Origin of the sequence: Shewanella sp. GutCb, assembly GCF_002836135.1 — a bacterium.
In the GTDB taxonomy this organism is placed as follows: domain Bacteria; phylum Pseudomonadota; class Gammaproteobacteria; order Enterobacterales; family Shewanellaceae; genus Shewanella.
Window position 1 is genome coordinate 116768 of the sequence record NZ_PJBL01000002.1, and the last position, 25224, is coordinate 141991.

Below are 25224 nucleotides of genomic sequence, written 5' to 3' on the forward strand. Positions count from 1 at the left end.
GAGTAACAATAAAGTTAAGCAAGTTCACCACTCACTAATGGCACAAATCGCACAACCTCTATTGCCTCTGACACACATTTATCACCCACACGAGTGACTTTCAGTAATTGCTGAGATGCTTCTCCTACAGGGATAACAAGCACACCACCCTCTGCTAGCTGTTCTATTAACGCGCTAGGCACACTCGCAGCAGCAGCGGTGACCATAATCGCATCATAAGGCCCTTTACTCGGCCAGCCTTGCCAACCGTCGCCATATTTAAAAGCAATATTATGTAGATCAAGCTTTTTTAAACGTTGTCTTGCTTGAATTTGTAGGCTCTTAATCCGTTCAACAGTACATAGCTGTGGTACTAACTGAGCTAATATTGCCGCTTGATAACCTGAACCAGTGCCTATTTCTAGCACCTTTTTCGGTTTACTTTGCAATAAAATCTCGGTCATCCTGGCAACAATATAAGGTTGCGATATGGTCTGTCCTTGACCAATTGGCAGTGCCGTATTTTCATAGGCTTTATGCCCTAGCGCAGCATCTAAAAAACGCTCTCTTGGCGTATTAGCCACCGCTTTTAAAACTGACTCTTGACGGATGCCAGCTTCATACAGACTTTTTGCTAGATTCAAAGCTGACGTTGACGCGAGCCGGTTCATAAATAACGGTTCCAATAGTATTAAAATTATTTGTCTACAACTCTACGGTTGCTAACCAAGTCGTCATTGCCGCTAACTGCTCAAAGGCGGTTAAGTCGACAGTCAATGGCGTTATAGAAACATAGCCGTTGGCAACAGCATAAAAGTCAGTACCTTCACTTGCGTCTTGTTGATCACCTGGCGGGCCTAACCAAAATATCTCTTTGCCTGCGGGATCTTGTGTCCTGATCATCCCTTCAGCTCGATGCCTTGCACCCAATCGAGTGATCTTGATGCCTTTAACATCAGTAAGAGGCAGGTCAGGCACATTGATATTCAAAATCTTATCTTGCGCAATAGGTTGTTTCTGTAAGCCTTTAACAATTTTCAACGCAAAATAAGCTGCTGTTTCATAATGTTTTAACTCAGAGCCCACAAGCGAAATAGCTATCGCTGGAAAGCCTAAGAAGCGGCCCTCCATTGCTGCCGCAACAGTGCCAGAATAGAGAGTATCATCGCCCATATTTGCACCAGCGTTGATCCCCGACACTACCATGTCTGGTTCATCTTGATACAACTCTCTTATCGCAAGGTGTACACAATCAGTTGGAGTGCCGCTCACCGAGATATAACCATTGTCTAACTTATTCAGCCGCAGTGGATTGGTCAAGGTCAGCGAGTTACTCGCACCAGAGCAGTTACGATCTGGGCCAACAGTTAAGGTTTCTGCTATCTGCTTTAACGCGTTTGTCAAAGCAACGATACCTTCGGCATTTACACCATCATCGTTACTAATTAAAATTTTCATTCTGTTGCAACGAGTTCCTGTTGTGCCGCTAGCATTTGTTTTCTAGCCACCTCTTGCACATCTTGATACTCAAACAGTTCTCGTAAGACAGAAGTAGCATAAGAGCCTGATGGTAAAGCAAATTTAAGCGTAATGGTATCTTCTTCAATTTGATACTGTAAATGCTGTGGTTCAAGTAGCAGAGCACGACGCTCTTGACTTAGCCCCGCATGTTCTAATCCATCACGATCAATCGCTAAGTCTTCAAGCGCGTTTGCTTCCACTTCAGCGGCGTCAGCTTGAGCTAATGGCAAACCACGCCCCCACATAGGAGCCGAGAGTTGGATATCTTTTTTGGCCAAACGTGCGGTTAAGGTTTCATCCCATTGCTCGGCAATGAAATAGCTCTTGCTACCCGCCAGCATGACACAATCACCGCTTAGCGTCGCAATGCCATGTGAGGCTAATCTCGCGGATGTAGCCACATTAAACACATTCGAGCGAACAGCAGAAAGATACATACTGCGTTTATTGCGGTCTTTAACATTGCGACCGCCAAACATCTGCCGACCAAATACAAGGTTCTTGCCTTCATGACCAAAACGTTGCTCACCAAAATAATTGGGGACACCTATTTGAGTTATCTTTTCCAGCCGAGCGACAACATCGTCAATCTCAGTGACGTTTCTCAATACTAAGGTGAAACGGTTTCCCGCCAAAGCCCCTATCCGTAATTTTTTGCCATGACGAGAAGCGGTCATCACTGTGATTTTGTCACTGTTAAGTGCTTGCCATTTAGGTGTTTCTTTACCTGGGATACGAACACCAAACCATTGTTCGGTCACTGCATGTTTATCTTTTTGCCCTGCGTAAGTCACCTCTTTTGGATGAACATGAGCAAAACTTGAGAGCATTTTTGCGACTTCGAGTGTATTAAGGCCATCTTTGCGAATGTGTAGCAGGTGGTGCTCGCCCTCGCCTGTTGGCACAAAAGGCAGAATTTCTTGTACTAAGAAATCACTATTATGTGTTCTTAGATCAGCAGTAGCTGCGGGCTTACCGTGTAAATAATGAAGTTCGCTCATATCTCTATAATCTCTTTATATCTTTGCCAGCAGCACTACAGCTTCAACTGCAATACCTTCTTTTCTGCCTGTGAAACCAAGCTTCTCTGTCGTTGTCGCTTTAACATTAATATCGCCAATATCAGACTGCAGATCCGCAGCTAACAAACAACGAATACTTTCTATATGTGGTGCCATCTTTGGGGCTTGCGCAATAATGGTCACATCCAAATTTGATAACGAAAAGCCTAAATCCAGCACCAATTTATAACAGTGCCTCAGCAAGACCCGGCTGTCAGCGCCTTTAAACTGGGCATCAGTATCCGGAAAGTGCTTACCTATATCACCCAATGCCATTGCACCGAGTATTGCATCAGAAATGGCATGTAACACCACATCACCATCTGAGTGCGCAATAAGACCAACATCGAAAGGGACAACAACGCCGCCTAAGATCAATGGTGGTTCGCCGCCAAATTTATGCACATCGAACCCATGGCCAATTCTAATTTTCATTTCAATTCCTAGTGATGACACTAACCAGCGTTTAAACGTTAGCCTATGCTGCTTAGATTTTTAAGAAATAGCGAAGCCAGCTGCAGATCATCAGGATGGGTCACTTTGATGTTGTCAGCGCGACCGCTAATAATACCCGGCATAATGCCTGCCCACTCCATAGCTGACGCTTCGTCAGTGATAAGTGCTCCTGCAGCCAATGCAGCTTTTAGATTATCCCTTAACGGCTTAACAGGAAAATACTGCGGTGTTAAGGCATGCCAAAGTTTGTCACGGCAAACAGTATTACATATCTCGCCATTATCCTTGCTGCGCTTCATGGTGTCACGCACTGGAGCGCCTAATATCGCCCCTTGTGGAAAGACCGAGCTTGAAGCTATGAGTTTATCGATATCGGCATGACTTAAACAGGGGCGCGCCGCATCATGTACTAACACCCAACTGTGTTCATCAGCATGTTGCAGAGCCGCAAGCACTGAGTCAGCTCGCTCATTTCCGCCAATTACGGCTAATAATTTAGGATGTGTCGCCTGAGGCAGCGTTGAAAAATACTTATCTTGTGGATGGAGCGCAATGATCACCGTTGAGATGCCAGCATGACTCAACAAGCAATCCAAAGTGTGTCCGAGGATCGTTTGCTCGTTAAGGGCTAAATACTGTTTTGGCACCTCAGCACCCATGCGACTGCCTATCCCTGCGGCTGGTACGACAGCGATGATTTGTTTAGTTGATTGGCTCATTAAAGAATTCCACTTAGCAGCTGATATCTAGCATCAATCATTCTGTTTTGAGAGGCGGTCACCACCAACAACTCGAAAGAATGTCTCTCCCTCTTTAACCATGCCTAATTCGTTACGGGCTCGCTCTTCAATCGCTTCAGTTCCGCTACGTAGATCATTGATTTCTTCTCTTAATACTTGGTTTCTAGCCACCAATTGTGCATTGCTCTCTTGCTGTAGTTTAATCTGCTCTTGCAGGTGAATAGAGTCCGCAAGGCTTTTATCCCCTAACCAAAGGCGATATTGCAGCAAGATAAGTAACACTATTAAGGCAAGAAGAAGGCGTTTCATGATGCTAAATAGAAAGAGTCTGGGAATAGTAAACAGATAGTACAACAAAAAAGGCCACCGAGTGGTGGCCTTTTCAAAATTTATAGCAAATTATGCTTGGCCTTTAATCTCGCTTAAGCCGTTATAAGGTGCTTTTTCGCCAAGTTGCTCTTCGATACGCAGTAATTGGTTGTATTTAGCAACACGGTCACTACGACATAGAGAACCTGTCTTAATTTGGCCAGCAGAAGTCGCAACAGCAAGATCAGCAATAGTTGAATCTTCTGTTTCGCCGCTACGGTGTGAAATAACAACAGTGTAACCCGCTTCTTTCGCCATGCGAATTGCAGCTAATGTCTCAGTAAGTGAACCAATTTGGTTGAACTTAATAAGAATTGAGTTAGCGATATTGTTGTCGATACCACGCTTTAAGATTTTAGTGTTAGTCACGAATAAATCGTCACCCACTAATTGAATCTTGTCGCCCATGATTTGAGTTTGGTAAGCCCAACCATCCCAATCAGACTCATCTAAGCCATCTTCGATTGATGCAATTGGATACTGCTCAGTTAATGACTTAAGGAAGTCAGAGAAACCGTTTGCAGTGAAAACTTTGCCTTCGCCAGCAAGATTATACTGACCATCTTTGTAGAACTCAGAAGCAGCACAGTCAAGTGCAAGCGTGACATCAGTGCCTAGCTTGTAACCCGCTTTTTCAACAGCAATCTTGATCATAGCAAGTGCGTCTGCGTTAGAAGCAAGGTTTGGAGCAAAACCACCTTCATCACCAACAGCAGTGTTTAAGCCTTTAGACTTAAGTACGCTCTTTAGACTATGGAAAATTTCTGCGCCCATACGTAATGCTTCACGGAAGCTCTTAGCACCAACAGGTTGAACCATGAACTCTTGGATATCAACGTTGTTATCAGCGTGCTCACCACCGTTCAAGATGTTCATCATAGGAACAGGCATTGAGTACTGACCTGGAGTACCGTTCAGCTCAGCAATGTGCGCATATAAAGGCATACCTTTAAATGCAGCAGCCGCTTTTGCAGCAGCCAAAGAAACAGCAAGGATCGCGTTAGCGCCTAACTTATCTTTGTTCTCAGTGCCGTCAACATCAATCATAATCTGATCGATTGTCGCTTGTGCCGTTGCATCTTGGCCCAGTAACGCGTCTTTAATAAGACCGTTAATGTTTGCCACTGCCTTTAATACACCTTTACCCATGTAGCGAGACTTGTCGCCATCACGAAGTTCTAGTGCTTCACGGCTACCCGTAGATGCGCCAGATGGTGCTGCAGCCATACCCATGAATCCGCCTTCTAAATGAACTTCAGCTTCAACAGTTGGGTTACCGCGAGAATCCATGATTTCGCGACCGATAATGTTAATAATCTTAGCCATAATGCCCTCGATTTAAGTTTGAAAGATAAATTTAAAGTAAAAAGTAAAACGAATTTGTAATATCTAAACTCACATCACCAAAAACAAAAAAACCGCTCCCATTACATGGAAGCGGTTGATATTTTGGTTTAGCCTAAATCGCGTTTCTGATACGCGGCAGCTGCTGCAATAAACCCTTCAAATAATGGCTGACCATCACGAGGTGTCGATGTAAATTCAGGGTGGAATTGACTCGCTACAAACCATGGGTGATTTGGTAGCTCAATCATTTCAACCAATTGACGATCTGAAGAAAGGCCACTAAAAATCATGCCTGCATTTTCAAGACGATCTTTGTAGTTGTTGTTCACTTCATAACGATGACGATGACGCTCAACACAACTGAGTTCTTTATAGGCTCCAGCCGCTTTTGTGCCTTCTTCTAGATGGCATAACTGCGCACCTAAGCGCATAGTACCGCCTAGATCTGATGTTTCATGACGCTCTTCAACCTGACCTTCTTCGTTAGTCCACTCAGTGATCAAGCCAACTACAGGATGTGGTGTCTCTTTATTGAATTCAGTTGAATGCGCACCCTCAAGGCCCGCAACGTTACGTGCAAACTCAATCAGCGCAACTTGCATACCTAAACAGATACCAAAGTAAGGTAAGTTATTCTCACGAGCGTATTTAGCCGCCATGATCTTACCTTCGATACCACGTTCACCGAATCCGCCAGGAACCAAGATACCGTCAAGACCTTTAAGGACTTCGTCGCCTTTAGCTTCAACGTTTTGTGAATCAATGTACTTAATATGCACAGATACACGATTAAATAGACCCGCGTGCTTCAACGCTTCGTTAACTGATTTATAGGCATCAGGTAGTTCAATATACTTACCGACCATACCAATAACGATTTCGCCCGTTGGGTTCGCTTCTTGGTAGATAACGTGTTCCCACTCGTGCAAATCAGCTTCAGGACAATCAATGCCAAAACGCTTAGTGACCAGTTGATCAAGATTCTGCGCTTTAAGCAAAGCAGGGATCTTATAGATACTATCAACATCTTTAAGTGAAATAACGGCACGTTCTTCTACATTACAAAATAGCGAAATTTTCGCTTTCTCATTTGCAGGTACAGGACGGTCACCACGACAAACCAACACATCAGGAGCGATACCGATTGAACGGAGCTCTTTAACTGAATGCTGGGTAGGCTTGGTTTTAACTTCGCCTGCAGCGCCTAAGAACGGCACTAACGTAAGGTGCATAAAGAGTGTTCTTTCGCGACCGAGTTCAACACCCAGTTGACGAATAGACTCAAGGAAAGGCAGTGATTCAATATCACCTACCGTGCCGCCAATCTCAACGATGGCAACATCGTGGCCTTCGCCACCAGCGAGTACCTTTTCTTTAATTGCATTGGTGATATGTGGGATAACCTGAATAGTGGCTCCCAAATAATCGCCACGACGTTCTTTACGCAATACTTCTTCGTAAATTCGACCGGTAGTAAAGTTATTACGGCGATTCATCTTGGTACGAATGAAACGCTCATAGTGACCTAAATCGAGATCTGTTTCCGCGCCGTCTTCAGTCACAAACACTTCACCGTGCTGTGTTGGACTCATGGTACCTGGATCAACGTTAATGTATGGATCCAGCTTCATAATGGTTACGTTTAGGCCACGGGCCTCTAAAATTGCAGCCAAAGATGCTGCTGCAATGCCTTTACCTAGTGATGAAACAACGCCACCAGTAACGAAGATATACCTTGTAGTCATTCTGAACCTGAGAAAAATGAGTTGGAAATATGTGCTTGTAAGAAAGCACGAGGACGGGGAAATATTATACCAAAGCATAGTGGATTCGACAAACTAGAATTAACCTAAAATTCAGTTTATTTGTCCGACTCAGCTCGTTTCACTTGATCCCAATAGCTATCCAATTCTGCTAATGTGTGTTCACTCATCGGCTTACCGTTAGCTTCGGCACTAGTTTCAACCCCTCTAAAGCGCCTTTCAAACTTTTGATTTGCTTGCCTTAATGCAGCTTCAGGCTCAACTCCCAAGTGCCGAGCTAGATTGACCACCGCAAATAGCAGATCACCCATTTCATCTTTAACTCTAGCAGGATCAATATCGTCTTGATTGACCTCATGCAGTACTTCATCAATCTCCTCGTGGATTTTTGCAACCACTGGAGGCAATTCAGGCCAATCAAAACCGACACGAGAGACTCTTTTTTGAATTTTCATCGAACGAGAAAGTGCTGGTAGGTTAAGAGGAATATCATCTAGTACTGAATGTTGTTCACGCTTTGCGCGTTCAGATGCCTTAATTTTTTCCCAGTTTTGTTTTATCTGATCGGTACTACTGCTTTTGAGGTCGGTAAATACATGCGGGTGACGCCGAGTCAACTTATCGCAAATGCGATTAATGACAGTGTCAAAATCAAACATGCCCTGCTCTTTGCCCAACTGGCAGTAGAACACCACCTGAAACAATAGGTCACCTAACTCGTCTGGCAGTTCATCAAGTGCAATTCGCTCGATGGTATCGGCGACTTCATAGGCTTCCTCTAAAGTAAAAGGCACGATTGATTGAAACGTTTGGGCTTTATCCCAAGCACAACCCGATTGAGGATCTCGCAGCTTTTGCATAATCGTCAGCAAAGGCTGCATGTTTCCCACTGGCTTAGTCATTAAGCTTTCCTACTTTATGTTGGCTTATACTCTACGAGCTTCGCTGACGCCATCGACTTGTGACAACTTGGCCATCACACGAGATAAACCATCCAAATTGTACAGTTCAAGCTCAAGTTCAATGGCTGCTGTTTGCGTTTTCACATCTGACGATGAGCTCATTGCAAGAACATTAGACTTTTCCGCAGCAAGTACAGATGTCAGATCTCTAAGCAATCCCGAACGATCACTTGCAATCACTCGTAAACGAATTTTGTAGCCGCCGGAGTAGTTCTCTCCCCAGACAACATCAACAGAACGTTCTGGTTGGGCGCGAATAAGCTCTTTTACTTGATCGCAATCGGCGCGATGCACCGAGATACCACGGCCTTTAGTAATGAAACCGAAAATCTCATCACCGGGGACCGGCTGACAACATTTAGCAATGTGGCTCATTAAATTGCCTACGCCGTTAACCTCTACCTGTCCTTGGCCTTTTCTGGCCGGTTTGCTGTGACTCTTTTTAACAAGATCTTCTAGTACCTCTTCGTCAGACTGCTCGTGAGTACGCAACTTGCTTTGAACATGGTTAACAACTTGATTAAGACGAACATCACCACCACCGATCCCGGCAAGGAGATCGTCCATGCTGACCATGTTAAATCGTTCCACGGCGGATTGAGCGTCTTTGAGTTTTAAGTTAGTGCGCGCCAGTTCGTTTTCAAGCATTTCACGGCCTGCAACAATGTTTTTGTCTCTATCTTGTTGCTTAAACCAATGTTGGATCTTAGAGCGTGCCCGTGACGTTTTGATATAGCCTAGATTAGGATTAAGCCAATCTCTTTTCGGATTTGGATTTTTAGAAGTAATGATTTCAATCCGCTGCCCTGTTTCAACTTGGTAAGTAAACTGGACGATACGGCCGTCAACCTTGGCGCCAATGCACTTATGTCCGACATGCGAATGAATATAGTAAGCAAAATCCAGCACCGTCGAACCTAGCGGAAGATCAACAACTTCGCCACTAGGGGTAAATACATAGACACGGTCTTCAAAAACTTGGCTACGTACCTCTTCAACGAGGTTACCGCTTTCAGCGACATCTTCTTGCCACTGTAGGATTTTACGTAACCAGTTAATCTTTTCTTCATAGCCGCTTTGCTTGCCACTGCTACTTGCACTGCCCTCTTTATATTTCCAGTGGGCGGCGACACCTAATTCAGCATCTTCGTGCATCTGTTCAGTACGGATTTGAATCTCGACTGTTTTTCCTTCAGGCCCCACAACAATAGTGTGAATCGACTGATAACCATTCGGCTTAGGGTTAGCGACGTAATCGTCAAATTCACGCGGAATATGATGCCAAAGAGTATGTACAACACCCAATGCTCCATAGCAATCTTGTAGTCTGTCGGTAACAATTCTTACCGCTCGAACATCAAACAACTCATCAAATTTGAGTTGCTTGCCATTCATCTTTTTCCAGATGCTGTAGATATGTTTTGGACGGCCATACACTTTGGCTCGGATCTCGTCCTGATCTAAACGCGCTTGCAGCTGGCTCACAAAGTCGTCGATAAAGGTTTCTCTATCGAGGCGTTTACCATCAAGTTGCTTGGCGATATCTTTATAAGTTTGCGGATGCAGGTAGCGAAAAGAGATATCTTCAAGCTCCCATTTCAACTGCCCAATACCAAGACGATTTGCCAACGGTGCATACACATCAGCAATCTCTCTCGCAATAAGTACCTTTACGTCTTCGTCGGCATTCTTAATTTCCCGCAGCAAACAAATACGCTCAGCAAGCTTAATCACCACGGCACGCACATCTTCAACCATCGCCAGCAACATTTTACGAATGTTGTCTATTTGCGGCTCACCATGGCGGGTTTGATTGTTAACTTTTAGCGCACCAATGGCATTCATGGTTTCCACACTGGAGACCAAAACTTCAAGTTTTGGGCCAAAGCGCTCTTGAATGTCTTCTTGAGTGATTAAGTCTGCATCAAAAACAACAAACAAAATGGCAGCTTGCAGCGTTTCAATATCCATATTCAAAGGTGCAAGGATTTCAATCATCTCTCGAGCACGTTGCAGTACAGGAAGGTTGGCCTCTTTATTTTGGCCCACTAATAACTCAACCTGCTCTATCAACTCCAAAAGAGTTTTGGCTTCGTTGGAATCACTAATATAACGTTTTACCCACTCTTCTAGTTGAAAGTGAGGGTCGTTAAAATGTGCTTCGCGAACTGATACCATCGTCTATTATTCCTTTACGTCTCGAAGTGGATTAAACCAAAAACATCAGTCCAAACCATTAAAATTCAGACCTTCTATCTTCAGCATTGAGCGTATATTGTCAATAAACAAACGCTGACAATCGTAACTAAAGTTGTCTATTTATCGAGTTCAAATAATGCCATTGATTCTAAATGGTGTGTTTGTGGAAACATATCCACCAAGGCTATCTTTTTAAGTGCATAACCTTGCTTTAATATCACTTCGCTATCACGCGCTAAGCTTGCAGGATTACAAGAGACATAAACCAATGCCTTAGGTTTAAGCTTCTTTAGCGATAACATGCTTTCATAAGCCCCCGCTCTTGCAGGATCAATCAGCATCTTATCCACTTTGCCTAACCATGGTTCTTGTGACAAATCCGCACTTAAATCGGCATGAAAAAAGGACACTTTATCTAAACCACTATGCTGCGCGTTAAGCGCTGCCTGAGCCACCATGGCTGGCACCCCTTCAACACCAATAACTTCAGCGCCACTTTTAGCTAATGGCAAACTAAAATTACCGATACCACAAAACAGATCAAGCACCCGCTCATCTGCTTGAGGGTTAAGCCAGTCTACCGCTTGCTTGACCATTGCTTGGTTAACCGCTGCGTTAACTTGAATGAAGTTACCCGCTGAAAACTTAAGTTCAGTATCGCTGTCACCCAAACAATAGAATGGTTGTTCACCATTGCCGCTAAGATGTTCAGTCTCGGCATTATCGTCTTGCAACACCAGATTGAGCACCTTGCTCTCACCAAATGCAGCCAAACGTTCTCTGTCTTTATCCGATAACGCCTTGGTAATACGTAATACTACAAAAATGCCGTTGTCAGCCTGGGTCAATTCTACATGCCCTAACGCTTTTTTGCCGCTGAGCTGATTTAATAAGTAAGCCAGATCAGGGATCAACCCCGATAGTGGTTTTGTCATTACAGCACAGGATTGGATCTCTACGACGTCGCTGCTACTACTGGCCCGAAACCCTAAACTAATATGTTTGGTGTTTCGATCAAACCAAGTCGCTAAGCGCGCTCTTCGACGATAGTGCCAAGGCGAATCACTCAATGTATCACAGACTTCACTTGCCTGAGTTTGAGCAAATTTAGCGACCAATTCCTGCAATGCTCGAGCTTTGTGTGCTCGTTGAGCCTCGATATCTAGATGCTGTAAATCACAACCGCCACAGCTAGCATAATGCGGGCACGCAGGCTCGACACGCTCGCTTGATGGTTTTTCAACCTTTAACAGTTTTGCTCTAGAAAACTTCTTTTTCTGCTCAGTCAACTGGACTTGAACCGTTTCGCCAGGAAGTGCACCGCTTATAAACACAATCTTCCCTTGATCATGAGCAATGCCTGCACCGAGATGATCCAGCTGGGTTACAGCCAAAGATAACTTTGAGGATAATTGTTTAGATCTATTTGGTTTTGCTTTAAAAAATTGTGCCATGTTACTCTCTAAATAGATAAAAAAAACTGGCCAACACAGGCTGTTACTGGCAGTCTATCGAATACTCTCACTATATTTATCGGTAACCCAATCGTCTCATGAATGAAGCCAACAATATGACCAAGTACAGCCTGCGTTCATGGGTTCTGGTATTGGCGTTAGCTCCAACTATTTTAGTGGGTATTTTATTGGGAAGCTATTTTACCATAAATAGATTTTATGAACTTGAAGAAACGCTCATAGATCAAGCGAGTAGTATCATCGAGCCTTTAGCCATTGCGGCAGAGGTCGGTTTAGACAGTAAAGATTTTGAAACCACAAAGCGCTTAATCACCGCCGCTCAGCTCAACAAAGCCTCTTTAGTACAGTTTATTGCTATTTTTGATGTCGACAACCGTGTCGTCGTCACCTCGCATCATTATAAAAATCATGAAGTCATGCGTTACGACAAACCGCTAAGTTCGATGCTAAGAACTGAACTTGAGCAAGTCGGTGACAGTATGATTTTACGCAGCCCGATTTTCAAAAACAGTGCAGTGCGACCTGTCGATACCTTCGATGAGAATGACAATAGGATCTCAATAGAGGCCGTTAAACTCGGCTACATATCGATATTGATCAATAAAGAGAATGCGCTGCTTGAGCAACATCGCGCCGCTGTGGCGGCGTTTATTATTGTATTGATTGGGGTGCAGCTGAATCTATTTTTTACTTTCCGACTGGTTAAAAACGTAACCCAACCCATTACCGAAATGGTACGAGTGGTTGCCAAAATTCGAGAAGGTAAACTCGACACCCGTTTAACCGGAAACCTCATTGGTGAGCTGGATCTGCTTAAACGCGGTATTAATGCCATGGCAGGCTCCTTGTCGGAATACCATGATGAGATGCAGCAAAATATTGACCAAGCCACATCTGATTTACGAGAGACACTCGAACAAATTGAGATCCAAAACGTTGAGCTTGATATGGCCAAAAAGCGGGCGCTAGAAGCCAGCCGGATTAAGTCTGAATTTTTAGCCAACATGTCCCATGAGTTACGCACCCCACTTAATGGCGTCATTGGTTTTGCAAAACAGTTATTAAAGACCCCATTACACTCCAGTCAGCAAGACTATATTCGTACCATTGAGCGCAGCGCCACGAGCCTACTCAGTATCATCAACGATATTTTGGATTTTTCTAAGCTAGAAGCCGGTAAAATGGTATTGGAAAACATGCCATTTTCTTTGCGTGAAATAGTCGAAGAAACCGTCACTATGTTGTCTAGCAGTGCACGAGAAAAACAGATTGAGTTGGTGATCGATGTTGACCCACGTATTCCAGAGGATGTTACTGGCGATGCGATGCGTTTTAGCCAAATCCTGACGAATTTAGTCGGCAACGCAATTAAGTTTACCGACAGGGGGAGTGTGCAGCTTAAGATGCAACTTGAAGAGATTGCGGACGGTAAAGCGCGTGTCCGTATTGAGATAATTGATACAGGTATCGGTATTGATGCCGAAAAACTGGCTGCATTATTCCAAGCTTTTGGCCAAGCAGATTCTTCTATCTCAAGGCGCTTTGGTGGTACAGGTCTTGGACTGGTGATCACCAAGCGTTTGGTTAATCGAATGGGTGGCCAAATAGGCTGTAATTCAGAGCTACAACAAGGCTCAACCTTCTGGTTTTCCTTACCTCTTAACTTAAGCCAATTCCCCATCAGCGATACCTTACCAATTGGTACGCTTAAGAATAAAAGCATTTTACTATTCGAACCTAATCCGTTATCACAGCATGCCATTGAACGTATGCTGCTACGCTGGGGTCTTAAAGTCACTAAGGTGACCAGCAGTAAACAGCTCGAATTTATTGTGACTCAGTCAAATCACTTGTTTGATTATGGGCTCTTTAGTTGTAAACCGCTCGCGACTGGCGGCAACGGTGTTGAGCTGCTCAAAGTGGCTAAACCTAAAATAAGTTACTTAATGCTGATAAACAATTGCGTCGAAAGTGAGGATATCTTCACTCAAATTCGTCCCTATATCGACAAGCAACTCACGATGCCTATCGGTGAGAAGCGACTGTCCAGTAGCTTGATCGATCAACAATCTACACTTGAAGCCGAAGTATTGCCAATGCCTGCAATAATGTCGGCCCCCGAGGTGAGAGAAAACTTAACCGTACTGGCAGTTGACGACAACCCTGCTAATTTAAAGCTTATTGATACATTACTAAAAGAGCTAGTGACCCAAGTGCTCATTGTCGATAATGGTGATGCCGCGGTAGAAATTGCAAGACAACGCAGTTTTGACCTTATCTTTATGGATATTCAAATGCCAGGCACTGACGGCATTAGCGCCACTAAACTGATAAGACAAAATTCAGCGAATCGCAATACGCCCATTATAGCAGTGACCGCCCACGCTATAGCTGAAGAGCGAGAGCGTATATCATCGAGTGGTATGGATGGCTACTTACCCAAACCTATCGATGAGGCAGCACTGAAGGAAGTGATCCGCAAATGGAAAAACAAACCCAAGTTCACCCACTTTGATCAGCGCACCTTAAATTGGGAACTGTGTTTGACGCAGGCAAATAACAAGCCAAACTTAGCAATTGATATGTTGAAGATGTTGTTAAAGTCACTGCCAGAGACGGTGGAGCATATCAATAGTGCACTCACGAATTTTGATCAGCAAAACATGCTTACCTGTATTCATAAATTACACGGTGCAAGCTGTTATTGTGGCGTGCCGACCACCCAACAACTTTGTCAGGAGATAGAGTCAGGGTTAAAGCGTGGTGTTACTGTAGAAGATGTAGAACCTGAAATCCTTGAGTTACTTGATGAGTTAACTAAGGTAGAATCAGCCGCTAATCAAGTGATCACCCAGCTATCAGTGGAAATAAAAGATGACAAATAAACCGGGCTTTTTTCAACGCTTAAAAGGGCTAACACTAGCACAAAAGAAACTTTTTGCTATTGCATTATGCCAGCGCATGCTACCCAATTATCAGCTTTTTTCTGAAGTGTGTGAATTTGGCAACCCGAAGGTGCTCGATACACTGCTCAACCTGCTTTGGCAGTCAATGTACGACAATAAACTGAAACTAAATTTAGAGCTACAAATGGAACGTATAGAAGAAAATACGCCAGAGCCTGCTGATTTTGACGTCTACGGCGTATATCCAGCCCTAGATGCAGCGGTAGCCTTAACCTCTTTGCTAAGCGCACTAGAAAGTAAAGTTGAAGAAGATATCACTAATATCAGTAAGCTCTCGTCAGCCACGGTTGCCAACTATATTGAAGCAACCTGCGAGCAAGATTTTGATAAAGAATCAGAATTAGATGATTATATTTTTAACCATGAAGTCATGGTTGAAGAAAAAGAGATGCAAGAAGATCTTCTGCAAACCATCGAAAAGAACCCACATCTCAAAGCCGATTTCATCAAAGAGTTACGCCGAGAAATTGTCACCGTCGGCATATCAAATATTGGCGTCAGCGCAGCAGAGTAATACCGCAAAAGAGTCGCTTTATTAAAGCGACTCTTATACTCATGCCATTTGTAACATCAGGATCACGTGGGTATAGAATACGCTTAATTCAAGGTGATAGTTGTTCCCTTAACTGTCCATCGAGAACAATTGCTCCGCTTTGGACTGCATAAACTCGATAAAGAGCTTAACCTTCAAAGGTTGATGACTGCGTTGATGATACAAGATTGAAATCCGCCTTTTCTCACCAATCCATTCAGGTAATAGCGTTGTCAACTGGCCGCTCTTAAGCTGGTTTTTCACAAAAAGTGCTGGGCCATATAAAACCCCACCATGATCTACAGCGGCCTGCACTGCGCCATTTAACTCACTTAACGTCAGTTTTGCAGGTCCATCATAATAAAAGTTCTCTCCCGATGGGTGCTTTAAAGTCCAGTTAAACAAAGGCCATACTTTAATCAACGCGTGTTGTTCTAAATCGCTTGGATGGCACAAGCTAGGTGCCTTATCCATATACTGCGACGAGGCAAACAAACCATAATTAAGCACGCCAAGAGAGCTCGACACCCAAGAAGAATCTGGTTGGGTGCCACCGACAATAGCAACATCAACCCCCTCATCTATAAGATCGATTACGTTATTATTTTGTACTATATGCAGCTGTATATCTGGGAATTTTTCACAAAACTCGTTAATGGCATGGATGAAAATCATCGAAATAATTGACACCGGAGCCGCTATTCTAAGGGTACCTTCAGGCTTATCCACCGCAGCGCCTCTGATACTGTCAAACTGAGATACTATGGCCTGATATTGCTGAAACAGCGCTATGCCCTCCTCTGTTAGACGCAGCTTGCGAGTGTTCCTCATCAACAACTGCTTATCGAGCTGTGTTTCCAATTTAGTCAACTTACGGCTCACCGTTGCAATTGGCATCTCCAGCTCTTTAGCGGCTTGGGAAAAGCTCCCTGCATTAACTAAATGAACAAATTGGTAGATCAGCTGTAATTCCAAACCAAAATTACTATTCATCAATATAAACCCAAGCGTTTAAAACATAAAAAGGGGATCGGCTACGACCTAAGATTAATAGTATAACAAAACGTAAATATGATAATGTTCTAACTCAATTTTATGCGTGTTTTACGTATATTGTAGACAAGTTAATAGAGAAAATATGTCAGCTGTTATAACGCCACTACTCGCTGTATTTGGCATCATGTTGATTGGCACTTTGGTGCAAAAATCAAAACTGCTGCCTGCTGAGACCGATCAAGTTTTAAACCAATATGTGTACTATATTGCGTTTCCGGCCATTATGCTGATCACATTGGCACAAACCCCGATCAACGACATACTGCACTGGGGTTATATCGCTGGGTTTAGTGGCGCCATGCTAACCAGCTACGCGATCACCTTTCTCGTCTCGCGTTGGACCAATCCATCTCAAAACGCAGTCGCGTCTATGCGAGCGCTCAACGCCACCTTTGGCAATACTGCTTTTATCGGTATTCCCTTAATGGCGATGTTGTTTCCCAATAATCAAACGGCACTCGCCGCAGCCGCTATTGCCAGTCTATTATCGGTGTTAATTTTTGCCATCGCGCTCGTGTCATTGGAAATGATTGGCCGCAAGCAAAGCAGCTCAGCGGCAAAAATCATTAGCCTCGCCTTAATGCACAACCCTATTGTAGTGGGTAGTATGGTTGGGATAGTCCTATCCGCAATGACAATTACTTTGCCTGATAGTATCGCCCTCATCATTCGTCAACTGGGTATGACCTCGAGCCCTTGTGCACTGTTTGCCATCGGTATGGTGCTCGCTAAATCAGCTCAACACCAAACTTCAACACATATTATTAGCCTGAAACAGCTCACAGAGATTAGTGCTATCAATGCCATTAAACTGATTTTTCAGCCTCTAGTCACTTACTTGATCATGTTTAGCCTAGATGTTGATCCACAATTGATTGCTATGGGCGTCATACTCGCGGCGCTGCCGACTGCTGCCAGTGTCTACCTACTTGCACAACGGTACCAAACTCAAGTCATCACCAGTGCTCAGGGAATACTATTGGGTACCCTTGTCACCTTTATTACTTTACCGTTATTAGAAGCTTATCTATTGGGTTAACATTCGATGCTTAATTTAAAAGCCCGCCTTGCTAAACCTTGGTTCTAGCAACTTTTACTTCTGCATAGTGAGAGAGTGCACTAGCTAAATTTATTACTCCGCCAATAAACATCTTCCATCTAACTGTATTAATTACATTTTAGCTTATAGGGTGCGGTAATTAGAGATGAAAAAAGTTGCCGATATCGATTAATTTTCCAACTGATAGTTTACTGTATAAAAAAACAGTATATACTGTTCATTAATACAGTGTATTGGGATAGGACATCACTATGCTTTGCCAACTCAGCATTAATAATTTTGCTATTGTGCGTTTTTTGGAACTCGATTTTAAAGCCGGCATGACCAGTATCACTGGTGAAACCGGCGCGGGTAAATCTATTGCTATAGATGCATTAGGCTTGTGCCTAGGTAATCGAGCCGACGCTAATGCCATTCGGCCTGGCGCCACCAAAGCGGAGGTAAGTGCACGCTTTTCATTATCTGATATTCCACTCGCAAAGCGCTGGTTAGAAGATAATGATCTCGAACTAGATAATGAGTGTATCTTAAGACGAACCATCAATAATGATGGCCGCTCACGCGCATATATCAATGGTAATCCAGTCCCACTTGCACAGATAAAATGCCTCGGACAACTGCTGATTGGCATTCATGGCCAACACGCTCACCATGCGATGCTAAAAAGTGAGCACCAGCTTACTTTACTCGATAGTTACGCCAACCATAAGATGCTACTCGACACTGTAGCGGCGAGTTATCAGAGATGTAAAACGGTTGAAAAACAGTTACATCAATTAGAGTTAGCGCAGCATGAAAGGCTTGCTCGTAAACAGTTACTGCAATACCAGGTTGAAGAACTCAATGAGTTTGCCATTGCTAAAGGCGAGTTTGAAACCATAGAGGCTGAACATAAAAAACTCGCCAACAGCACTGCATTAATCGAGCTATGCCGTAGCCAATTAAATATTTTGCAGGACAATGATCAAGCGAGTGTTGAGTCATTATTAAATACCTCTATAAGTCAGGGGCAAGATTTAGAAAGTTATGATGCCGAACTTGGCAGCGTTGTCGCCATGCTTAATGATGCACTTATTCATGTACAAGAGAGTAGTAGCGAGCTTGAACGGTATTTAGAAGGTTTAGAACTCGACCCTGAATACTTTGAACAATTAGAGCTTCGGATCTCTAAAGCACTGCAACTGGCGCGCAAACACCATGTCAATGCCAGTGAATTGTTTGCTCACCATCAAGGTCTGTTGAATGAACTCAATGAGCTTGGATCGGACGGGGACAAACTTGAAGAGATCCGCAATCAACTGCAAAATAGTCAACAGGCATATTCGAATCACGCACGAAAACTAAGCCTTAGTCGTGGCCGCTACGCTAAAGAACTCGATAAAAAAGTGACTCAATCGATTCATGAGCTGAGCATGCCTAAAGGTAAATTCAGTATCGCAGTCAACTTTAATCAAGCCGTCATTAGCCCTCAAGGCTCCGATGCTATTGAGTTTCTCGTGACCACCAATCCAGGTCAACCTTTGCAGCCCATTGCTAAAGTGGCCTCAGGCGGAGAACTCTCTCGAATAGGCCTTGGCATACAAGTTATTACCGCTAAAAAAGTCGCGACTCCAACACTCATTTTTGATGAAGTAGATGTGGGGATATCAGGTCCAACGGCGGCTGTCGTCGGCCGGATGCTGCGGAGTTTAGGGGAATCGACTCAAGTATTTTGCGTGACCCACTTACCGCAAGTTGCCGGTAATGGCCATCAACATATGTTTGTTAATAAGACCAGTAAATCTGGTAAAACAGAAACATCCATGGTCGCCCTAGATAAAGACCAGCGAATTGAGGAGTTAGCTCGCTTACTGGGAGGTGACACCATTACCAGTAATACGATTGCCAATGCTAAAGAGCTGCTGTTTAGTTAAATGAACTTGCGTAAAACAACCATTAAAAAAGGAGCTAACAATAGCTCCTTTTTTAATGCCACACTCACGACCTAAATCAAGTAGTGAGCTGCGGTGTGTAAGCAAATCAAGGAAAATATCCCTGCAAGTACATCATCAATCATAATCCCAAAACCACCTTGCACTTTTGCATCCAGCCAACGAATCGGCCATGGTTTCAAAATATCAAAAAAGCGAAACAACACAAAACCGGCCAGTAACCATTGCCAACCCGCTGGCGCCGCTATCATGGTGATAAGTAAACCGGCAATCTCATCCCAAACAATAGCACCGTGATCATGCACGCCCATATCTTTAGCGGCTTTATCACATATATAAAAGCCGATTAAGACGGTAAAAAGCGTCAAGCCGATATACCAAGGTAAGCTCAATGGTGCCATTAATAAGTAGAGCGGTATGGCGGCAAGCGTACCAAACGTACCTGGCGCCTTTGCGGCTAAACCTGAGCCAAATCCTAATGCCAAAAAATGAATAGGATTTTTAAGAGACAGCTTGGTTAGTGCCTTATCTTTTGAAAGTAAATTCATCAATTAAAGTGCTCAAATCCGAGGTTAATGGGCTCAAATGGCTGTTTATCTAACAACAATTTCAACTTGCCACCCGTGCAAATTTGACCAATCTTAGTAAACTTCACACCCGTCTCAGCCAATGCGATCTCTAGTGCGCCTTTTTGGGCTTCAGAGACAGTAAAGAGTAGTTCATAATCCTCACCACCCGTTAATGCATAGCTTAGCGCCATCTCAGCTGAGACATTGGCTTTGAGCTGGGGAGATAAAGGCAGCTTATCGACATTGATTGTGGCGCCAATATTCGAGGCTTTCAGTACATGTTGGATATCAGAGACTAAACCATCTGAAATATCAATGGCACTCGATGCCAGCGTGCGCAGTGCTTGCCCCGCTAATACCCTTGGAGTTGGCCGGTAATGACGATTAATAAGATAGTTTCTATCGTCTTCATTACAATCCGCTTTTCCACGCAGTAGATCTAGCCCTAAAGCTGAATCACCTAATGTGCCGGTAGCGTAGATCCAATCTCCATTTCTTGCGCCGCTACGAGTCAGACCCGCATGCTTAGGCACTTGGCCATTAATGGTAATGGTGATTGAGCGGGGACCACGAGTAGTATCACCGCCAATAAGTGCTACGCCATAGTATTCGGCAATTTCAAACAAGCCTTCACTATAATCTGCCAACCAATTTTCGTCGACTTCTGGCAAGGTTAGCGCCAATGTCATCCATGCAGGCTCCGCGCCCATAGCAGCCAGATCGGATAAATTCACCGCTAGCGACTTATACCCCAGATCTTTTGCAGGCATATCAGCAAAGAAATGCACGTTTTCCACTAAGGTGTCACAAGATATCACAACAGATTTATTTGCAGCGGGTTCAACAATGGCGCAATCATCACCAATGCCAAGTGCAACGTCTTTTCGAGACTGGGCACGCCCAGTAAAAAAGCTTTCGATTAATTGAAATTCTTTCACAATACCAATCACAAATTAAGAAGTGGTTTGAGGAAAAAAGAGGAGCTAATAGTAAGAGGATCTTAGCTATGATTTTAGTTACGTTAGATGTGTTCTGCTATTAAATGCCAGCCACGGATCATGCAACTGTTATTCTCTTTTTAGGCATACAAAAACGGCATCCGAAGATGCCGTTTTTACTATTTCGTTCTTGCGACTAGCTTATCCAGAATACCGTTAACGAACTTATGTCCATCTTCAGCGCCGAATGCTTTGGCAAGCTCGATAGCTTCGTTAATTGCTACTTTATAAGGAACATCCTTGCGGAAAGTCAGCTCATAAGTTGCTAAACGAACAATCGCCTTTTCGACAGGGTCAACTTCATTCAAAGGACGAGTCAAAAATGGAATGATTAGCTCATCCAATTGGCTTTTCTTAGTTGCTACGCCCGCTAATAACTCACGAAAGTAAGTTATATCGACACCATCAACATTTTGTTCAGTTAGAAACTCATGCTCAACATCAGCAATATTGTTGCCACTTAGCTGCCAAGAGTAAATGGCCTGAACCGCTAAACGACGTGCCTTTCGGCGCTCTGAAGGCTTCATTAAATTGTCCTAGATTACAGGTGTTCTTCAAGTGCTTGCAGCACGTTAACCATCTCTAGCAGACCCAAAGCAGCTTCGCCGCCTTTGTTGCCTGCTTTAGTACCTGAACGTTCAATTGCTTGTTCAATAGTATCAGTGGTTAAAACGCCGAATGAAACAGGAATATCAAATTCAAGTGCAACTTGAGCTAGACCTTTATTACATTCGCCTGCAACAAAATCAAAATGAGGTGTACCGCCACGGATAACCGCACCAAGTGAGATTATTCCGTCAAATTTTCCGCTTGCCGCAACACGACGTGCAGCAAGTGGCAGTTCAACAGCGCCAGGCACTTTAATTACAGTGATATTATCATCTGAAACTTGGCCAAAACGCTTAAGAGTGTCTACCGCACCACTAAGTAAACTATCTACAACAAAGCTATTAAAACGTGAAACTACGATCGCAATTTTTGCGTTTTTCGATTCGATATTACCTTGAACTATGTGCATTTATCTTACCTAAAATTAGCTAATTACCCAGCATGGGGGCGGAAGAGGCGGTATGATACCACAGCCGTTAACGCTGATCCCCATGCAATTTATAAGAAAAGTGTTAAATTACCCCTTGGATGATTTTCCAACCCAAGATAGTATTTTATTCTGCTATATAATCAGTTACTTCTAAACCAAAGCCTGATAGTGAATGATAACGCTTTGGTGAGCTAAGCAACCGCATTGATGTCACGCCTACATTTGCTAGGATTTGCGAGCCAACACCCACTTGACGTGAGGTTCCTTGCCACTTAGCTGTAATAGGTGCACTGCCGTTATCTTCAGCTTCAAATGCTTTAACTTTGGCTAAAATATCACTGCTATGCTCTTGATGACCGAGCAGTACTAGTACGCCACCGTCTTCGCTAATGCGCTGCATTGCTTTTTCTAGTGGCCAACTGCGTTGCTGATCGCGCTCGGAATGTAAAAGGTCGTTAAAGGTATTTTGTAGGTGAACACGTACAAGTATGTTCTCTGTAACCGGACCTTTGACTAATACATAGTGTAATTGATTATCGATAGTGTCACGGAAAGTCAGCATATCAAACTCACCAAAACGGGTTGGTAGCTTACATTGCGCTTCACGTACAACACTGGTTTCTTTAGTGTTGCGATATTCAATTAGGTCAGCAATAGTGCCCATCTTTAATCCGTGCTTTTCAGCAAAAATTTCAAGATCTGGACGACGCGCCATGGTGCCATCGTCCTTTAAAATTTCAACGATGACTGATGAAGCTTCAAAACCTGCTAATCTTGCTAAGTCACAGCCCGCTTCAGTATGACCGGCACGGATGAGCACGCCACCCTCTTTTGCCATCAATGGGAATATGTGGCCAGGTTGCACAATATCACTAGGCTTAGCATCTTTGGCAACTGCAGCTTTTACCGTGACGGCACGATCTTGCGCTGAAATACCCGTTGTGACACCTTCAGCCGCTTCAATAGACATTGTAAAGTTGGTTGAGAACTGGGCATTATTGTTGGTGACCATTAAAGGCAGGTTTAGCTGTTCGCAGCGTTCTTTAGTCAAGGTTTGACAAATAAGACCGCGACCGAACATCGCCATAAAGTTAACCGCCTCAGGCGTCACCATGTCAGCAGCCATAATAAGGTCGCCTTCATTTTCTCTATCTTCATCATCCATCAAGATAACCATCTTGCCTAGACGAATATCTTCGATGATCTCTTCTATACTATGTAGCGACATGTTCAGACCTTTATTTTGTATTACTGCATTAAGTGAGGTTGCTAACCTTTATGCCTATCGTGGCAAAACAGTATATAAATTTATATGATTATTTTTTTGGAGCTTCTAAAGATAAATTCTATCTTTAAAATAGCCTTAAGCCAGTATTTAACGTAAAAAACCTGAGCGAGCTAACAGTTCCATAGTAACTTCGGACTTAGGTTGCTGTTTTTCATGCTCTGATGAATAGTTCATCAATCTTTCTAAGTGGCGAGCAATGAGGTCAACTTCAATATTAACGCTATCGCCAGCCTTCAAATTTATTAAGGTAGTCTCACCTGCTGTATGCGGCACTATGGTCAGTCTAAATCGATGCCCTTGCACTTCATTAACCGTTAAACTCACACCATCAATAGTAATAGACCCTTTATGGGCGATATAGCGACCCAGCTCTACGGGAGGTGATAACCAAAATTCAATTGCCTGACCGCGAACTTGACGGTCATCAATACGCGCCATGCCATCTACATGACCACTGACCATATGGCCACCCAAGCGTGTTGTTGGCGTCACGGCTTTCTCTAAGTTAACCGAGGTGCCGACAGCGTAATGTGCAAACCCGGTAAGGCTGACTGTCTCGGCTGAAATGTCCGCAACATAACCATCTGCTAGCCGCTCTACAACAGTAAGGCACACACCATTGGTGGCAATGCTGTCACCGAGCTTAACGTCCGACAAATCAAGCTTAGCGCTTGCAACTGTTAATCTAATATCATCGCCACGACGTTCAACTTTTCGTAAATGACCTACAGATTCAATAATTCCGGTAAACATAAAGTTAATTACTCATTCTTAACGTCAAGCGAGTATCTTTACCCACTTTTCGTTCATCTATTACATTAATACTGGGTATTTGGGACATCGCCTCAAATGGAGGCAAAGCAAGTAAGTCTCGCCCCTGAGCACCGAGTATTTTCATTGCTTGGTATAAAATAATTTCATCCGCTAATAGCGCGCTAACAAATGCACCAGCGAGTGTTGCACCGGCCTCAACTAACACCGAGTTACAGCTTTTACCGAGAAATACCAGCAAGGCACTAAGGTCTACCCGCTTATCTTTGGCGGGTAATATTTGGTGACTAACATGGGCCGGCCATGCCGACTTCACCTTATCAGGGTAGTCACAAGTGCTAATAAGTAAAATCGGGCTGTTGATACTAAACATCTTAAGGTCAGTACCTAGCCGTGCTTGGCTGTCTAATACTACACGCATCGGTTGATGTAGTTCTGCTGGCGCGATCTCATTTGATAAAGAACCCAGTTCACTATGTCGTACATTTAGACTCGGGTTATCGGCCAAAACCGTTTCAACGCCAGTAATGAGTGCACAATGTCTTGCACGTACCCGCTGCACATCTCTGCGAGCTTCTGGCCCTGTGATCCATTTAGACTCACCGTTTGATAGTGCCGTTTTACCATCAAGACTCGCCGCAAGCTTTACCGTCACCCAAGGTAATCCTTGCTCCATTCTCTTCAAAAAACCGAGGTTAACCTGTTTAGCAGCATCGGTTAATAAACCAACGTCAACCTGTATGCCTGCATCACGGAGCATGGTAATACCACGACCAGAGACTTGTGGGTTGGGGTCCGTAACGGCAATAACAACGCGGCTAACCTTGCTTTCGATCAAGGCCTTGGCACAAGGTGGAGTTCGACCATAATGGCTGCACGGTTCTAATGTGACGTACGCGGTCGCACCAATGGCATCATCACCGGCCATGTTAAGTGCGTAGACTTCGGCATGGGGGCCACCAGCACGGATATGGTAACCTTCTCCCACAATCACGCCGTCTTTAACTAATACACTACCAACGCAAGGATTTGGTCGGGTGGTATAGAGTCCTTTTTGCGCTAATTCAATAGCAAGACTCATCATTTGATTGTCTTCAGTTGACCACATAGTGAAATGAGTTCCGATTAATCAATTGGGTAAT

At 43.9% G+C, this 25224-nt stretch carries 23 protein-coding genes; 4 read left to right on the top strand and 19 right to left on the bottom strand.

Annotated features, from left to right (window positions below; translation table 11 throughout):
- Nucleotides 1–14: 14 nt before the first annotated feature.
- The 11 genes from CXF86_RS02295 to rlmD all read right to left on the bottom strand — a co-directional run bounded on the left by CXF86_RS02295 (nucleotide 15) and on the right by rlmD (nucleotide 11851).
- Nucleotides 15–650 carry a protein-L-isoaspartate(D-aspartate) O-methyltransferase gene (locus tag CXF86_RS02295; protein WP_101090611.1) on the bottom strand — a complete coding sequence of 212 codons (636 nt, stop codon included), beginning with the start codon at nucleotides 648–650 and terminating at the stop codon, nucleotides 15–17.
- Nucleotides 651–684: 34 nt separating this feature from the next.
- Nucleotides 685–1437 (bottom strand): 5'/3'-nucleotidase SurE, encoded by a 753-nt coding sequence (surE, locus tag CXF86_RS02300; protein ID WP_102038252.1) that lies wholly within the window; start codon nucleotides 1435–1437, stop codon nucleotides 685–687.
- Nucleotides 1434–2501, bottom strand: coding sequence for a tRNA pseudouridine(13) synthase TruD (gene truD, locus CXF86_RS02305; RefSeq protein ID WP_102038253.1), 1068 nt, complete (start codon nucleotides 2499–2501; stop codon nucleotides 1434–1436). The genes surE and truD overlap by 4 nt, the downstream gene beginning before the upstream one ends.
- 15 nt (nucleotides 2502–2516) lie before the next feature.
- On the bottom strand, nucleotides 2517–2996 hold the full coding sequence (gene ispF / locus CXF86_RS02310; RefSeq protein WP_101090608.1) for a 2-C-methyl-D-erythritol 2,4-cyclodiphosphate synthase: 480 nt from the start codon (nucleotides 2994–2996) through the stop codon (nucleotides 2517–2519).
- Between the two features lie 38 nt (nucleotides 2997–3034).
- On the bottom strand, nucleotides 3035–3736 hold the full coding sequence (gene ispD / locus CXF86_RS02315; protein WP_102038254.1) for a 2-C-methyl-D-erythritol 4-phosphate cytidylyltransferase: 702 nt from the start codon (nucleotides 3734–3736) through the stop codon (nucleotides 3035–3037).
- Between the two features lie 33 nt (nucleotides 3737–3769).
- Nucleotides 3770–4066: a cell division protein FtsB gene (gene ftsB / locus CXF86_RS02320; protein WP_101090606.1), complete on the bottom strand. Its 297-nt coding sequence runs from the start codon at nucleotides 4064–4066 to the stop codon at nucleotides 3770–3772.
- 90 nt (nucleotides 4067–4156) lie between these two features.
- Nucleotides 4157–5452, bottom strand: coding sequence for a phosphopyruvate hydratase (eno, locus tag CXF86_RS02325; RefSeq protein ID WP_101090605.1), 1296 nt, complete (start codon nucleotides 5450–5452; stop codon nucleotides 4157–4159).
- A 128-nt stretch (nucleotides 5453–5580) separates the two neighbouring features.
- Nucleotides 5581–7218: a CTP synthase gene (locus tag CXF86_RS02330; protein WP_101090604.1), complete on the bottom strand. Its 1638-nt coding sequence runs from the start codon at nucleotides 7216–7218 to the stop codon at nucleotides 5581–5583.
- Between the two features lie 116 nt (nucleotides 7219–7334).
- Entirely contained in the window at nucleotides 7335–8138 is an 804-nt protein-coding gene (gene mazG / locus CXF86_RS02335; RefSeq protein WP_102038255.1) for a nucleoside triphosphate pyrophosphohydrolase, read from the bottom strand.
- A 24-nt stretch (nucleotides 8139–8162) separates the two neighbouring features.
- Nucleotides 8163–10376: a GTP diphosphokinase gene (gene relA, locus CXF86_RS02340; protein ID WP_101090602.1), complete on the bottom strand. Its 2214-nt coding sequence runs from the start codon at nucleotides 10374–10376 to the stop codon at nucleotides 8163–8165.
- Between the two features lie 137 nt (nucleotides 10377–10513).
- Complete coding sequence (gene rlmD / locus CXF86_RS02345) at nucleotides 10514–11851, bottom strand: 23S rRNA (uracil(1939)-C(5))-methyltransferase RlmD (RefSeq protein WP_102038256.1); 1338 nt, start codon at nucleotides 11849–11851, stop codon at nucleotides 10514–10516.
- Between the two features lie 98 nt (nucleotides 11852–11949).
- Here rlmD and barA point away from each other — a divergent pair, with 98 nt between their 5' ends.
- Both barA and CXF86_RS02355 read left to right on the top strand, forming a co-directional pair.
- Nucleotides 11950–14757, top strand: coding sequence for a two-component sensor histidine kinase BarA (gene barA, locus CXF86_RS02350; RefSeq protein WP_102038257.1), 2808 nt, complete (start codon nucleotides 11950–11952; stop codon nucleotides 14755–14757).
- Nucleotides 14747–15352, top strand: coding sequence for a YjaG family protein (locus CXF86_RS02355; RefSeq protein ID WP_101090599.1), 606 nt, complete (start codon nucleotides 14747–14749; stop codon nucleotides 15350–15352). Before barA ends, CXF86_RS02355 begins: the two co-directional genes overlap by 11 nt.
- A gap of 108 nt (nucleotides 15353–15460) precedes the next feature.
- Here the strand turns inward: CXF86_RS02355 and CXF86_RS02360 are convergent, their stop codons facing one another.
- Entirely contained in the window at nucleotides 15461–16363 is a 903-nt protein-coding gene (locus CXF86_RS02360; RefSeq protein WP_101090598.1) for a LysR family transcriptional regulator, read from the bottom strand.
- A 145-nt stretch (nucleotides 16364–16508) separates the two neighbouring features.
- Here CXF86_RS02360 and CXF86_RS02365 point away from each other — a divergent pair, with 145 nt between their 5' ends.
- Together CXF86_RS02365 and recN are read left to right on the top strand one after the other, a co-directional pair.
- A complete protein-coding gene (locus CXF86_RS02365) occupies nucleotides 16509–17465 on the top strand; it encodes an AEC family transporter (protein ID WP_102038258.1) in 957 nt (318 codons plus the stop codon).
- A 272-nt stretch (nucleotides 17466–17737) separates the two neighbouring features.
- The gene (recN, locus tag CXF86_RS02370; protein WP_102038259.1) at nucleotides 17738–19399 is read left to right on the top strand and encodes a DNA repair protein RecN; all 1662 of its coding nucleotides are present in this window, start codon (nucleotides 17738–17740) and stop codon (nucleotides 19397–19399) included.
- A 71-nt stretch (nucleotides 19400–19470) separates the two neighbouring features.
- Here the strand turns inward: recN and CXF86_RS02375 are convergent, their stop codons facing one another.
- The 7 genes from CXF86_RS02375 to ribD all read right to left on the bottom strand — a co-directional run bounded on the left by CXF86_RS02375 (nucleotide 19471) and on the right by ribD (nucleotide 25190).
- A complete protein-coding gene (locus CXF86_RS02375) occupies nucleotides 19471–19965 on the bottom strand; it encodes a phosphatidylglycerophosphatase A family protein (protein WP_102038260.1) in 495 nt (164 codons plus the stop codon).
- Nucleotides 19965–20924: a thiamine-phosphate kinase gene (gene thiL, locus CXF86_RS02380; RefSeq protein ID WP_102038322.1), complete on the bottom strand. Its 960-nt coding sequence runs from the start codon at nucleotides 20922–20924 to the stop codon at nucleotides 19965–19967. Before thiL ends, CXF86_RS02375 begins: the two co-directional genes overlap by 1 nt.
- A 179-nt stretch (nucleotides 20925–21103) precedes the next feature.
- Nucleotides 21104–21511, bottom strand: coding sequence for a transcription antitermination factor NusB (gene nusB / locus CXF86_RS02385; protein ID WP_101090594.1), 408 nt, complete (start codon nucleotides 21509–21511; stop codon nucleotides 21104–21106).
- Nucleotides 21512–21525: 14 nt separating this feature from the next.
- A complete protein-coding gene (gene ribE, locus CXF86_RS02390; protein ID WP_101090593.1) occupies nucleotides 21526–22002 on the bottom strand; it encodes a 6,7-dimethyl-8-ribityllumazine synthase in 477 nt (158 codons plus the stop codon).
- 145 nt (nucleotides 22003–22147) lie between these two features.
- Complete coding sequence (ribBA, locus tag CXF86_RS02395; RefSeq protein WP_101090592.1) at nucleotides 22148–23251, bottom strand: bifunctional 3,4-dihydroxy-2-butanone-4-phosphate synthase/GTP cyclohydrolase II; 1104 nt, start codon at nucleotides 23249–23251, stop codon at nucleotides 22148–22150.
- A gap of 147 nt (nucleotides 23252–23398) precedes the next feature.
- Complete coding sequence (locus tag CXF86_RS02400; RefSeq protein ID WP_102038261.1) at nucleotides 23399–24064, bottom strand: riboflavin synthase; 666 nt, start codon at nucleotides 24062–24064, stop codon at nucleotides 23399–23401.
- Between the two features lie 4 nt (nucleotides 24065–24068).
- A complete protein-coding gene (gene ribD / locus CXF86_RS02405; RefSeq protein WP_102038262.1) occupies nucleotides 24069–25190 on the bottom strand; it encodes a bifunctional diaminohydroxyphosphoribosylaminopyrimidine deaminase/5-amino-6-(5-phosphoribosylamino)uracil reductase RibD in 1122 nt (373 codons plus the stop codon).
- Nucleotides 25191–25224 lie beyond the last annotated feature (34 nt).

What these genes read in the sequence shown, in the direction of transcription:
- CXF86_RS02295 (WP_101090611.1), bottom strand. Translation starts at nt 650, where the DNA reads ATGAACCGGCTCGCGTCAACGTCAGCTTTGAATCTAGCAAAAAGTCTG.
- surE (WP_102038252.1), bottom strand. Translation starts at nt 1,437, where the DNA reads ATGAAAATTTTAATTAGTAACGATGATGGTGTAAATGCCGAAGGTATC.
- truD (WP_102038253.1), bottom strand. Translation starts at nt 2,501, where the DNA reads ATGAGCGAACTTCATTATTTACACGGTAAGCCCGCAGCTACTGCTGAT.
- ispF (WP_101090608.1), bottom strand. Translation starts at nt 2,996, where the DNA reads ATGAAAATTAGAATTGGCCATGGGTTCGATGTGCATAAATTTGGCGGC.
- ispD (WP_102038254.1), bottom strand. Translation starts at nt 3,736, where the DNA reads ATGAGCCAATCAACTAAACAAATCATCGCTGTCGTACCAGCCGCAGGG.
- ftsB (WP_101090606.1), bottom strand. Translation starts at nt 4,066, where the DNA reads ATGAAACGCCTTCTTCTTGCCTTAATAGTGTTACTTATCTTGCTGCAA.
- eno (WP_101090605.1), bottom strand. Translation starts at nt 5,452, where the DNA reads ATGGCTAAGATTATTAACATTATCGGTCGCGAAATCATGGATTCTCGC.
- CXF86_RS02330 (WP_101090604.1), bottom strand. Translation starts at nt 7,218, where the DNA reads ATGACTACAAGGTATATCTTCGTTACTGGTGGCGTTGTTTCATCACTA.
- mazG (WP_102038255.1), bottom strand. Translation starts at nt 8,138, where the DNA reads ATGACTAAGCCAGTGGGAAACATGCAGCCTTTGCTGACGATTATGCAA.
- relA (WP_101090602.1), bottom strand. Translation starts at nt 10,376, where the DNA reads ATGGTATCAGTTCGCGAAGCACATTTTAACGACCCTCACTTTCAACTA.
- rlmD (WP_102038256.1), bottom strand. Translation starts at nt 11,851, where the DNA reads ATGGCACAATTTTTTAAAGCAAAACCAAATAGATCTAAACAATTATCC.
- barA (WP_102038257.1), top strand. Translation starts at nt 11,950, where the DNA reads ATGAATGAAGCCAACAATATGACCAAGTACAGCCTGCGTTCATGGGTT.
- CXF86_RS02355 (WP_101090599.1), top strand. Translation starts at nt 14,747, where the DNA reads ATGACAAATAAACCGGGCTTTTTTCAACGCTTAAAAGGGCTAACACTA.
- CXF86_RS02360 (WP_101090598.1), bottom strand. Translation starts at nt 16,363, where the DNA reads ATGAATAGTAATTTTGGTTTGGAATTACAGCTGATCTACCAATTTGTT.
- CXF86_RS02365 (WP_102038258.1), top strand. Translation starts at nt 16,509, where the DNA reads ATGTCAGCTGTTATAACGCCACTACTCGCTGTATTTGGCATCATGTTG.
- recN (WP_102038259.1), top strand. Translation starts at nt 17,738, where the DNA reads ATGCTTTGCCAACTCAGCATTAATAATTTTGCTATTGTGCGTTTTTTG.
- CXF86_RS02375 (WP_102038260.1), bottom strand. Translation starts at nt 19,965, where the DNA reads ATGAATTTACTTTCAAAAGATAAGGCACTAACCAAGCTGTCTCTTAAA.
- nusB (WP_101090594.1), bottom strand. Translation starts at nt 21,511, where the DNA reads ATGAAGCCTTCAGAGCGCCGAAAGGCACGTCGTTTAGCGGTTCAGGCC.
- ribE (WP_101090593.1), bottom strand. Translation starts at nt 22,002, where the DNA reads ATGCACATAGTTCAAGGTAATATCGAATCGAAAAACGCAAAAATTGCG.
- ribBA (WP_101090592.1), bottom strand. Translation starts at nt 23,251, where the DNA reads ATGTCGCTACATAGTATAGAAGAGATCATCGAAGATATTCGTCTAGGC.
- CXF86_RS02400 (WP_102038261.1), bottom strand. Translation starts at nt 24,064, where the DNA reads ATGTTTACCGGAATTATTGAATCTGTAGGTCATTTACGAAAAGTTGAA.
- ribD (WP_102038262.1), bottom strand. Translation starts at nt 25,190, where the DNA reads ATGTGGTCAACTGAAGACAATCAAATGATGAGTCTTGCTATTGAATTA.